General features: G+C 53.6%; 9 protein-coding genes. 2 read left to right on the plus strand and 7 right to left on the minus strand.

The genetic code is table 11. From position 1 onward, the window contains the following. Positions 1-32 precede the first annotated feature (32 nt). The 3 genes from LN244_RS09490 to LN244_RS09500 form a co-directional block, all read right to left on the minus strand. The gene (locus LN244_RS09490; protein ID WP_239039558.1) at positions 33-1,064 is read right to left on the minus strand and encodes a quinone-dependent dihydroorotate dehydrogenase; all 1,032 of its coding nucleotides are present in this window, start codon (positions 1,062-1,064) and stop codon (positions 33-35) included. 67 nt (positions 1,065-1,131) lie between these two features. Next, positions 1,132-1,353, minus strand: coding sequence for a DUF2835 domain-containing protein (locus LN244_RS09495; RefSeq protein ID WP_239039559.1), 222 nt, complete (start codon positions 1,351-1,353; stop codon positions 1,132-1,134). Between the two features lie 9 nt (positions 1,354-1,362). Then, a complete protein-coding gene (locus LN244_RS09500; protein WP_239039560.1) occupies positions 1,363-6,204 on the minus strand; it encodes an NAD-glutamate dehydrogenase in 4,842 nt (1,613 codons plus the stop codon). Between the two features lie 192 nt (positions 6,205-6,396). Here LN244_RS09500 and LN244_RS09505 point away from each other — a divergent pair, with 192 nt between their 5' ends. Then, entirely contained in the window at positions 6,397-8,055 is a 1,659-nt protein-coding gene (locus tag LN244_RS09505) for a BatD family protein (protein WP_239039561.1), read from the plus strand. Positions 8,056-8,061: 6 nt separating this feature from the next. Here the strand turns inward: LN244_RS09505 and LN244_RS09510 are convergent, their stop codons facing one another. After that, positions 8,062-8,946, minus strand: coding sequence for a TIGR01777 family oxidoreductase (locus LN244_RS09510; protein ID WP_239039562.1), 885 nt, complete (start codon positions 8,944-8,946; stop codon positions 8,062-8,064). 80 nt (positions 8,947-9,026) lie between these two features. On the opposite strand from LN244_RS09510, the gene LN244_RS09515 reads away from it, so the two are divergent. Then, complete coding sequence (locus LN244_RS09515; RefSeq protein ID WP_239039563.1) at positions 9,027-9,647, plus strand: riboflavin synthase subunit alpha; 621 nt, start codon at positions 9,027-9,029, stop codon at positions 9,645-9,647. On the opposite strand, the gene LN244_RS09520 is transcribed toward LN244_RS09515, so the two are convergent. From LN244_RS09520 to LN244_RS09530, 3 genes are all read right to left on the minus strand, one after another. Beyond that, positions 9,636-10,199, minus strand: coding sequence for a hemerythrin domain-containing protein (locus LN244_RS09520; RefSeq protein WP_239039564.1), 564 nt, complete (start codon positions 10,197-10,199; stop codon positions 9,636-9,638). The genes LN244_RS09515 and LN244_RS09520 overlap by 12 nt on opposite strands. Before the next feature lie 92 nt (positions 10,200-10,291). After that, positions 10,292-11,107, minus strand: coding sequence for an AlbA family DNA-binding domain-containing protein (locus LN244_RS09525; protein ID WP_239039565.1), 816 nt, complete (start codon positions 11,105-11,107; stop codon positions 10,292-10,294). Between the two features lie 13 nt (positions 11,108-11,120). After that, positions 11,121-11,507, minus strand: a complete 387-nt coding sequence (locus tag LN244_RS09530) for a hypothetical protein (RefSeq protein ID WP_239039566.1) — start codon at positions 11,505-11,507, stop codon at positions 11,121-11,123. Between the last annotated feature and the right edge of the window lie 11 nt (positions 11,508-11,518).

Below are 11,518 nucleotides of genomic sequence, written 5' to 3' on the forward strand. Positions count from 1 at the left end.
GCTCCCAAAAGGAGCCTGTCTTCGTTTCTGCGTCAGGATTGCTGCTTCAGTTCAGCGATCGCCGCAACAGCATCACGGACCAAAGACGGCCCCCGGTAGATGAAACCGGTGTAGATCTGCACCAGGCTAGCGCCCGCCTCGATCTTCTCGGCTGCATCAAATCCTTCGGTAATACCTCCGACACCGATGATTGGCAGCGCACCATCCAGATGCTCTGCCAAAGAGCGGATGGTTGCTGTCGAGCGATTACGTACCGGCGCACCACTGAGCCCACCCGCTTCTTCCGATACGGGACTGTCCTCGACTCCCTCGCGCGAGAGCGTGGTGTTGGTTGCGATTACCCCGTCAATTTCGTAGGTCTTAAGCGACCCTGCCACCAGTCCGAGCTCTTCATCCGTCATATCGGGTGCGATTTTGACTGCAATCGGAACATAGCGCCCATGCAGGCTTGCCAGCTTGGCCTGTTCGGTTTTCAGGGCATCAAGCAGACTGTTCAGCGATTCACCGAACTGGAGCGTCCGCAGTCCCGGCGTATTCGGCGATGAAACATTAACCGTAATATAACTGGCACGAGCATAAACCTTGCGCAGGCAAAGCAGGTAATCAAGGTGTGCCTGCTCGTTGGGGGTATCCTTGTTCTTGCCGATGTTAATTCCGAGAACACCCTGATAGCTGCTGCGATCAAGGTTCTTCAGCAACTGATCCACACCCGCATTATTGAACCCCATACGATTGATGATCGCCTGATGTTCCGGAATACGGAACAGCCGTGGCTTAGGGTTGCCGGACTGCGGGCGAGGCGTAACCGTACCAACCTCCACGAAGCCGAACCCCATGGCCGCCAGACCATCAACGGCGGTGCCATTTTTGTCCAAGCCGGCAGCAAGGCCGACAGGGTTGGGAAAACGAATACCCATCACCTTGGTCGGCAGCGAGGGTGTACCCGCTCCCAAAAGCTTGTGCAGCCCCACATTGGCGGCAAAGTTCATGCTGCCCAGTGCCAGCTCATGCGAGGTTTCGGCATCCAGCCTGAACATTAGTGCGCGTGCAAGATCGTATAGCATGATGTTCACTGATGGTTAATTTTCGGATGCGCGCATTATAGGCGAGCCAGCCTATTATGAACACAGCTCAACTCAAACGCTGAATATCCTGAAATTTGCCATCGGCAGTGAAACGGATGCGAAAACAGCCCCTGATGCCATCATGCAACACCCAGGGACGCAGAATATTGGCAGGAAAATGTACCCGGCGCCCGTCACGGGCGCGGGTTGAAACCATGCAAGAATGCCCTCGATAAAGCTTCAGGTATTCATCGCTGCTGATCCTGAGATCAACGATTATTTCGTTCATACAACATTGTTATTCCATTTGCGCACTGCAACGTGCCATATCGGCCAGCTCTCGAACCGCGACAGTATACATCGCATAGTCTTGAGTGGTGGCGTTTCTCAGCTCTGCCAGCACATTCAACCAGCGTTCAATGTGGGGCTGATTCTGTTCCAGCCAACTGGCCAACTGCTCCGGCACCGGCTTGTTGTCATGCTGTGCCGCCCGCAACACTGAGGCGGTGAGTGCACGCTGCTGCGCATCCAGATCATCCCTGAAGGTATCGCGCGCCAGGGCCTGCCAATAACTGCTGATGCTCAATTCGTTCAACTGGGAACTGAACCACTGCAGCTCCAGGCGTTCACCGAGACCAAAGAAGGCCTGTGCAGCCGCCTCAACCGTGACCTCCAGCTTGCTGGCAACCTCAATGATACTCAATGAAGAATACAGTGACCTGGACCCGGCAACGACTTGGGCAAGGCGTGCAGGTACCCCTGCGTCCGTATAGCGACTATAGGCAGAATGCCAGATTTCAAAGGGCTCGCCACACAACAGTTCGCCAAGATTACGTGTAATGGCTTCAAGGTGCGGTGCAAAGTGATCCCGCTCACTCTGGCAGTCAAGTGACGAGGGGCGGTTACGCACAAACCAGCGCGTCGCTCTTCTGATCAGGTGCTGCAGATCATGCATCATATCCAGCTGGACCCCTGCATCCACCCGGTAATCCAGCGCCTCGACCCCTTCCCAGATCGGCTGCAGCGAAAACACATCCCTGGCCAATACATACGCACGTACGACATGTTCAATTTCGGCACCGGTCGATGTCAGCAAACGCTCGGCAAAATTAATGCCCATGAGATTGACCATCTGGTTGGCAATCTGAGTCGCTATAATTTCACGCCGCAGACGATGTTGTTCCAGCTCGCCGCTGTGAGACTTCTGCAGCCGCGCGGGGAAGGCTGTCATCAATTCCTTCGCCAAATAGGGTTCATCGGCAACCGACGACGTCTGCAGCTGCTCCTTCAAATCGGCCTTGCTGTAGGAAACCAGCACCGACAGCTCCGGCCGGTTGAACCCTTCACGCGCGTTCTGACGTTCAGCCAATTGGTCATCACCTGGCAGAAACTCCAATGCCCGGTTCAGTTTGCCCTGAGCCTCGAGTGCATTTATAAAGCGTCGATATTCTGCCATCGAGACCGCTGAGCGCACTTCAGCCAACGAAATCGCCTGTACCTGACGATAGTTGTTCTGTAGCACCAACTCTGCCACATCGTCAGTCATGTCACTGAGCAGTCGATTTCGCTGCTTCGCGGTCATGTCTCCGTTATTGACCGCAGTGTTCAGCAAAATCTTGATATTCACTTCATGGTCTGAGCAATCCACGCCACCCGCGTTATCAATGAAGTCGGTATTCAGACGACAGCCTTTGGCAGCCAATTCCATGCGACCACGCTGAGTCACACCAAGATTCCCCCCTTCGCCAATCACCTTGGCGCGAACATCTCCTGCGTTGACCCTCAGGCTATCATTGGACTTGTCTCCCACCTCGGCATGGCTCTCGTCACTGGCCTTGATGTAGGTGCCGATGCCGCCGTTCCAGATCAGGTCAACCTTGGCACACAGCAGGGCAGAGATCAGCTCGGTGGGAGTGACTCGGCTGCCGCTCAGCCCGGTCATCTCCTTGATTTCAGGCGTCAACGTAATGGACTTGGCACTGCGCTGAAATACGCCGCCACCCCGGGAAATCAACTCGGCATCATAATCTGCCCAACCGGAGCGAGGCAGAGCAAAAAGTCGCTCGCGCTCAGCGAAAGAGGTCGCCGGATCAGGATCGGGGTCGATAAAGATATGTTGATGGTTGAATGCCGCCACAAGGCGAATCTTGTCCGAGCGCAACATGCCATTGCCGAATACATCTCCGGACATATCGCCTACACCGATAACCGTAAAGGGATCAGTGGCTGTATTAATTCCAAGCTCACGGAAATGCCGCTCAACCGAAACCCAGGCTCCTCTTGCGGTAATCCCCATTTTCTTGTGGTCGTACCCCTGGCTGCCCCCTGAAGCGAAGGCATCGCCCAACCAGAAACCATACTCGGCCGCAATCTCATTGGCGATATCGGAAAAAGTCGCTGTACCCTTGTCTGCAGCCACGACCAGATAGGTATCATCTTCGTCATGACGGACCAGCTGGTCCGGTGGTGCAACCTCGCCATCCACCAGGTTATCGGTTACATCCAGCAACGCTCGGATGAAGGTGCGATAGCATGCAATACCTTCCTGCATCCACTCCTCACGAGTCATATTGGTATGAAGCTGACGGGCAACAAATCCACCCTTGGCCCCAACGGGAACGATCACGGCGTTTTTGACCTGTTGCGCCTTCACCAGCCCCAAAACCTCTGTACGGAAGTCTTCCAGACGGTCCGACCAGCGAAGTCCGCCACGCGCCACCTTGCCACCTCTCAGATGTACCCCCTCGACGCGTGGAGAGTGAACGAAGATTTCATATAAGGGTTTGGGCTCTGGCACCTGGGGAATATCACGTGGCGACAGTTTTAAAGAAAAATACTCTTTCGGTCGCCCCTGCACCAACTGATAGAAATTCGTGCGCAAGGTCGCTTCGATAAGGGTGAGATACTGTCGAATGGCCTGATCCTCGTTCAGGCTGGCAACGTGCTCAAGCCCTTCAAGAATCCTCTCCTTGACCTTCTCTTCCTTTTTGACCGAAGCCTGCTTAGGGTCGAAACGTGCTTCGAATAGTTCTATCAACAACCGCGTCAGGTCGACATGATGTCTGAGTGCGATACTGATCGCTTCCTGCCCAATCGGAAAATGGATCTGCTTCATATAGCCGGCATAGGCTCGTAACAGGGCCACTTCTCGCCAGTGCAGCTGAGCTCCCAGCACCAGTTTGTTGAATTCATCATTCCCTGCACGGCCATACCAGACATTGAGAAAGGCCTCTTCGAAGACACTTTGCATCGTGCTGGTCGTAACCTGTTGAGAGCCGGTATAACGCAGATTAAAGTCATGAATCCAGATGCACTCACCGTTGACTTCGACCTGATAGGGATGTTCATCAATGACTCTTAACCCCAGATTCTCCAGGATGGGAAGCACATCAGACAGCGGCAATGCCTCGCCATGGTGATACAGTTTGAAGTTCAGTTCTTCCGGTTCTCGCTCCAGCGCTTCGTAGAAACTCAAAGCCATTTTGCGCTCGCTATCCAGCGTTTCCATGTGCTGAATGTCGACCACTGCCGCGCGTGGCGCAAAGTCCGAACGGTAACCCGCCGAGAAACTCGAGTGGTAGTGGTTATAGGCTCGAATCCCCTGCTCTTCGCCAAGCGAGTCGATCAGGGCCTCGTAGAGCTCTTCACTCCAGCTGCTGGCTGCGTGACTAACCTGCTGCTCAAGCTCATCTACACGATACTTGGCAGTCACCTTCTTATGATCACTGCGCCGGAGCAGGAACTGGGTCCGCGCCAGTACCGACTCGGAGAAATAGGTCGTGAATTCGGCCTGGTCACACCCCAGGGCTTGCTGCAGTATTTGTTGGACCCGAAGACGAAAATCAGTGCTGTAGATCTCCCTGGGCACATAGACCAGAGCTGAGAAAAACTGGCCATAATAATCCCTGCGCAGGAACAACCTGATCTGACGACGCTCATGAATATGAAGAATACCGGTCGCTATATCGAATAACTCATTGATGCTGGACTGAAACAGGTCATCGCGTGGATATATCTCCAGAATCTGCTGCAGCTCCTTCCAGTCATGACCATGCCGATGCAACCCGGAGCGTTTCATAACTTCTTCAATCTTGCGGCGAACTACCGGAATTTCAGTTGCACCATGCAGATATACCGCTGAGGTATAAAGCCCCAGGAAACGCACTTCGCCAATCAACTTACCCTGGCCATCGAAACGCTGAATACTGATGTAGTCAGGATAGGCAGGACGATGAACACGGGATTTGCGAGACGACTTGGTAAAAGACAACAGATCAGGAATCAGGGTAAACACACCGGCATCCTGTGCTTCTGTCGAAAGGCGCGCCTGCCCACTGCGGACGGTGTCATGCCTCAACAACCCCAGCCCACTGCCACTGACCAGTTCCAGCCCTTGCTGCTTGTCCTGAGCCTTCAGTGCATACTCGTCATAGCCCAGAAAAGTGAAATGCTGTTTTAGCCAACGAATGAAATCCCGGGTTTCCTGCACATCGGCTTCATCAAACCCCTGCGGTACCTGAGCGTAACCTTCCAGCAATTCATCTGCCTTGGCCAGCATGGCATCAAAATCACTTACAGCGGCTTTCACTTCATTCAAAACATCCAGCAATGCCTGTTTCAATTCATCAAGCTGTTGCGGATTGGTGTGACGATCAACCTCGATGGCTACCAGTGACTCCTGCTGAACACCACGACCGCGAGCATCACGTTCCATCAGCTCTACCAGCTTGCCGTCCTTGTCGCGACGCGTGCTGAATACAGTATTCAAAATGGCGTGAATCGAGAGATTTCGTCGATTCAACTCCATTCTGAGTGAATCGACTATAAACGGCATATCACTTTGCAAAACCTCAATGACCGTATGGGTAGACTGCCAGCCATGCCGTTCATAATCGGGATTGAAAACCCGGATTAGGGTTTCATCGGAAGACCGATCCTGCATAAATTGCCAGGCAGCCAACGTGGCACCATATAGATCATCAAGTCGCCACTGCAGTAAATCAGCTTCAGCCACATGGGCAAAATAACCTTCAATAAAACGGACCAGAGGCTCCGAACGCTTATCCGGCAACCGCTCTGCCACCATCGCCTTCAATTGCTTGAGCATTTCGGTCTTGTTTTCAGCTGCTCGACGGGACATATGCATCCTCTGCTTGAATTTAATGGTTCATTTTTCAGCAGTATAGTTAAAGTCTTATTCAAGTCACCCGCTACAGTCGCTATCAATGAGAAAAACACGGGTTAATGTCCAGTATTTAAATTGATCTGATTCGGTTCATGACTGATAATAAGTCGGTATATTCGTGTTTTATTTTCAAAACGGGCACCGCTCATGCGTGCATTTCTGGCACTGCTGCTGTTTATTATTTCGCCGGTTCTTTCTGCTGAGATCAGAACAACTCTTGATCGCTATGCTGTGACTGCTGCAGACACCCTGACTCTGACGCTTGAGGTTTCGGAGCAGGTGGAGCAGCGACCGGACCTGAGCGTGCTTGAAACGGATTTCCGTCTGCAAAGCAGCCAAAAGATAATCGTGTCCAGTCATACCTCTGCCAATCGCGATGTCTGGACCCGATGGCACCTGCAACTCAAGCCCCGAAATACTGGAACACTGGTCATTCCTCCCATTCGGCTGGGCAGTGAACTGAGCGCTCCCCTTGAGGTGCATGTCAGCGGCCGTACGCCCGCGCAGGCACAGGGCGCTGGCCGCTTCATGGACAGTCTGATCAGCCAGGACCAGCTTTACTCCCACGCTCAGCTACTATTCACCGCTCGGCTGTTCCAGCAAGAACCTTTTGAGGACAGCATCACCTTCGGGGCGCCGCAGCTCCCCGGGGCACTGGTACTGACCCTTAACGAGCCTCGCCGCTATACGACCGAGCGTGACGGCGATAAATGGGACGTGCTTGAGCAGACGTTCGCGCTCTTTCCGTCCACAACAGGACTACACACTCTGATTGGAGCGAGCGTGCTGGTTGATGGTGAGCCCGTGATTGCCGGTGACAAGCGTGAGACCTTTGAGATCGAAGTGCTACCCGCCGCCCACCAGAACAGCCGAGGTTACTGGCTCCCTTCAGAGCGTCTTAGCCTTGAGGAAAACTGGCAACCACCTGCAGTGCTTCAGCCAGGAGACAGCTTCATTCGTGAAATAAAGCTGACGGCTCTGGGCCTGCCATCAGATGCATTACCCAGTCTGTTCAGCACCGATAGCGACAGTTTCTTCGCACAAGTGGAAGATGTCAGTCTGACAGAGAAACTTACCCCTCAGGGGCTCATCAGCACTCGAATCGAGCGCATACGAATTGAACCTCTTGGGCCAGGGTTACTGACGCTTCCCTCTATTGATCTGAACTGGTGGAACACACTGGCAGATCGCGCATCGACGGCCACCTTACCCTCACGCACCCTGGACGTTCAGCCACCCGCGCTTATGGAAGCGGCCTATGACGCTCAGTCTCCAGCCAACGATGTCCAGCCTACTGCAAACAGCTCAGACTCTAATAGTCTTTATGCCATTATTGGACTTCTGGCTTTGCTATGCCTGACTACAAGTGGCGGCTGGGCATACAGCTGGTTACAGCTGCGCCAGCTCAAAAACAAAAGCCAGCAGCAAGGTGAAGAGGAAGAGCAGCGGCGTGCGCAAAAACTACTGCTGTCCCATCAACGTGCCGAACGCAATACCTTCCAGGCGCTCGCAATCGCCTGCCAACAAAATGATGCAGAGAACGCACGCTTGCGCCTGGTCGAATGGGGCCAGAACTTCTGGCCTGAACATAGCATTGATAGCCTGGAAGCCCTTTGCGAAGCAGGACGCAGCCAAACACTTGACTTCCTGGTGCTCGATCTGGACCACCACCTGCACCAGGACCCTTATACGTGGCAGGGGGACTTGTTGCTCGAAGCCATAGAAAAACTGCGCAGCCGACGGTTGCGCAGCGATAACGAAATCAACGACGACAGTCCAATCTCATCACTCAAGATGGCATCATGACGTTGATTACCTCAAGCATGCCTTCAATGCTGGCTCAAGGCTCTTGTATTTGAACTGGTAACCTGCGGTATTCAAATTCGCCGGAACCACCCTTTGACCTTCAACCAGCAACTCACTGGCTTCCCCGAGCAAGAGCTGCATCATGAATCCAGGCACACGCATAAAAGCAGGTCTCCCGAGCACGCCGGCCAGGGTCTGGGTGAATACCTCATTGCTCACCGGTTCCGGCGCCGTCAGGTTGAAAGGCCCCTGCAGCGAAGGATTATCCAGCAGATAGAGAATCGCTCCGATCTCATCATCCATATGCACCCATGACATCCACTGCTGACCGTCGCTGATCGGGCCACCCAGCCCTAGCCTGAAAGCCGGCAGCATTTTGGCAAGAGCACCACCCCCCTTGCCCAGTACTACACCTGTCCTGATCAAACAGACCCGCACCCCCTGAGAAACAGCTTCCAGTGCTTCCTGTTCCCAGTCGCGGCATAACTCATGCGGAAACCCTGGTGCAATATCACCCGTCTCATCCAGCACTTCATCCTGATGAGAGCCGTAATAACCAATTGCCGATCCACTGACCAAGACGGCAGGCGGTTTTTCCTGCCGGGCAATCCAGCTCACCAGTTCACGAGTTGTTTTAATTCGGCTGTCACGCAAGAGTTGCTTGCGTGCATCACTCCACCTGCGATCGACAATGGGAGCACCCGCAAGATTGACCACGGCATGAACTTGCCCCTTGATTTGATTCAGACTGGCGACACATTCCTGGCCGGACCTGATTGGTATGCCATCAGGCCGTCGACTGAGGATAACAACCTGATCCCCCCTGCCCAGCAATGCCTGAGTCAATGCCTGGCCGATAAAGCCGCTCCCTCCGGTAATCAGCACTCGCATTTTGCATTCTCCTTCGCCCTTTGGGGTAAGATTACGTCTTGGATGAAGATTCGGATCGCACAATTAGAGGTTAGCACAGCATGTTTACGGGTATTGTTCAGGGTATGGCAAGCGTTACTGGTTGCGAGCAGAATGCAGGCATCATGCAGCTTGAGCTTGAGTTGCCGCAAACCCATGCGGACAAGCTCTCACTTGGTGCCAGCATCGCCGTCAACGGCACCTGCCTGACCATCACAGAATACAATGGAAATCGTGTTCGCTTCGATGTCATAGATACCACTTTACAACTGACCAACCTGGGTACACTCGCGGCAGGTGACAAGGTCAATTTTGAACGCGCCGCCAGAATCGGGGACGAAATTGGTGGTCATCTGATGTCCGGCCACATTCTTTGCCGAGCCGAAATCGTCGAAGTCAGATCCAGCGGCAACAATCGGAAGATTCGTTTTGCCACCCCAGCCGAGGCAGCCCCCTATCTGCTCCCCAAGGGCTTTGTGGGCCTGAACGGCTGCAGCCTGACGCTGGCAGAAGTCGACACTGAAAGTTTCAGCATCTCCCTGATCCCGGAAACACTGAAACAGACCACCTTTGGCCTACTGCAGGTCGGTGATAGCGTCAACCTGGAAGTCGACCCCCAAACCCAGGCGGTAGTCGACACCGTTCAGCGGTATATGGCTTTACAGAACGAATCAGCCCGCTGAGTCGGTGCGGTTCATGTCTTCCATCAGTGCCTTGTACAGGGCACGGTACTCATCAGCCTGTTTCTCACCAAACAGAGGGTCTTCTGACCGCGGCAGCTGCTGATCCAACTGCTGCCAGTCTGCTTCACTGGCATGACTGCGCAGCAGCCTGAAAATCTCCTGCTCTTCAAAGTCGAGGTGGCGTTTTTCAGCCTGCACAAACTCATCAAGCTGGTCAGTAAACCTGTCCATTGGCATTACTACATCATTGAGAATACCGTCAATGGACTCCTCCAGATGCGTGGAAAGCTGCTTCAGCTGCTTATGCTCTTCTTCACAACGTGAGAGCGCCTTATCCAGCTCGTCGTCACGCCCCTGGAAAAAAGCATACATTTTGTCTTCGCGAGGGTGATGGTGCTGATCGGCATAGCTGCCGACATAACTGACCACTTCGGCCATGAGGGAAAAATCGGGATGGTTGCCCGCCCTTAAACGGTCGACCTTCCGATCAAGTATTTCAAGCAGTCGGCTGAGGTTAACATGATCCTGGTGCAGTTCTGACAGTATATCCATAGCGCTTATCTCCGGATCAGGAAGTTTCACTTCACTATAGACGACTCTGTATACCTCTTCTTGATGCGCATCAAGCGAAGTACATGAGCTTCTCAATGGCTTTGACCACCATTACTGCTGTCGATATCCAGCAAATCGAGCAGCATGCCCAATTTATGCTCGATATCCTGAAGCAGATGTTGGCCCTGATCATTGATGACCGGCGCAATACTGTTCTCCAACTGCACAATGCCGGCCTGACTTTGCCGTAATGCCTGCATTAAATTCCGCGAGCGCTTTTTGTTACTGTCTGTGAGCTGTTCGATACGACCAAGGGTGCGCTGCAACTGATGATCGAGTTCATACAGGCGATCACTGACGCCTAGCATGCCCTCGCTCAGCGCATGACTGACTGTTCCCAGCTGATTCTCCAGCTGGTAAACCGCATCACGAAAACGGGACAGAAACTGCTCACCTTCACGCTCCATGAAGATCGCCAACAGCTCTTCTGGCAACAGGGCACGATTGCGACCATCAGTTCGAATCGCATATTCTCCACGCTGGGTGCAATAGGGCTTGTGCAGGCCCGGAGGAATCTCGACCCTGAATATCGGCTTGGATGCCGCCAGGTTTTCCGTGAAGATTAGAATTTCAACGTTGGGGATACAGCCCGTTGACTTGTTCACCAGAGTCAAACGGGCCTTGTCATCGACGTCGCACCCCACTACACGCCCGCGCTGTACACCATTGTCGGCCGTGTACTCATCAATACCGATAAGAAGGGTGCCCCCCTGAGGGGTGTTGGCAAAGGCGACCAGATCCGAACTCTTGACCGCCTGCGTCTCGCGTTTGAAATCGACATTCAAGCCCTCGGGCAACGATAGCAGGTACTGAGTCCGGCGGCTTAAGCGTCGATATTCACGCTGCATGGTTTCGCTCTAATCAGCGGTACAGCGCTTCATTGAACGGATCCAGCGGGCGCTCCAGCTGTTCATCAGTGCGGGGGTACAGAATGCGGCCTTCAAACTTGAGGCCCTTGCCCGCAAACCAGCGAGTCGTTTCTTCCAGCCCTTCTTCAGCCTGACTGACTCGGTACCATGCTGCCAAAATACGGTAGAAATACAGACCAAACAAACCTGCTGCAGCACCGAGAAAGAACTCGGACGCCAGGGCAAACACCATTAGCACAATCCCTGCAACCCACACCCGGCTGGCTCTGGCATCCTTGAGCACTTCATTGGCCGCCAGGCTCTGATCATGAAATTTGAGGTAACGACGGTAGTTCTGCTGAAGATCGAACTTATCACTCGCATCAAAATAGGGTTCCATCTGCGTATCCT

This window comes from Marinobacterium sediminicola, from assembly GCF_022343685.1.
In the GTDB taxonomy this organism is placed as follows: Bacteria; Pseudomonadota; Gammaproteobacteria; order Pseudomonadales; family Balneatricaceae; genus Marinobacterium; species Marinobacterium sediminicola.

Excerpts from the sequence above, each read along its gene's own strand:
- LN244_RS09490 (WP_239039558.1), bottom strand. The coding sequence starts at position 1,064 with ATGCTATACGATCTTGCACGCGCACTAATGTTCAGGCTGGATGCCGAA.
- LN244_RS09495 (WP_239039559.1), bottom strand. The coding sequence starts at position 1,353 with ATGAACGAAATAATCGTTGATCTCAGGATCAGCAGCGATGAATACCTG.
- LN244_RS09500 (WP_239039560.1), bottom strand. The coding sequence starts at position 6,204 with ATGTCCCGTCGAGCAGCTGAAAACAAGACCGAAATGCTCAAGCAATTG.
- LN244_RS09505 (WP_239039561.1), top strand. The coding sequence starts at position 6,397 with ATGCGTGCATTTCTGGCACTGCTGCTGTTTATTATTTCGCCGGTTCTT.
- LN244_RS09510 (WP_239039562.1), bottom strand. The coding sequence starts at position 8,946 with ATGCGAGTGCTGATTACCGGAGGGAGCGGCTTTATCGGCCAGGCATTG.
- LN244_RS09515 (WP_239039563.1), top strand. The coding sequence starts at position 9,027 with ATGTTTACGGGTATTGTTCAGGGTATGGCAAGCGTTACTGGTTGCGAG.
- LN244_RS09520 (WP_239039564.1), bottom strand. The coding sequence starts at position 10,199 with ATGGATATACTGTCAGAACTGCACCAGGATCATGTTAACCTCAGCCGA.
- LN244_RS09525 (WP_239039565.1), bottom strand. The coding sequence starts at position 11,107 with ATGCAGCGTGAATATCGACGCTTAAGCCGCCGGACTCAGTACCTGCTA.
- LN244_RS09530 (WP_239039566.1), bottom strand. The coding sequence starts at position 11,507 with ATGGAACCCTATTTTGATGCGAGTGATAAGTTCGATCTTCAGCAGAAC.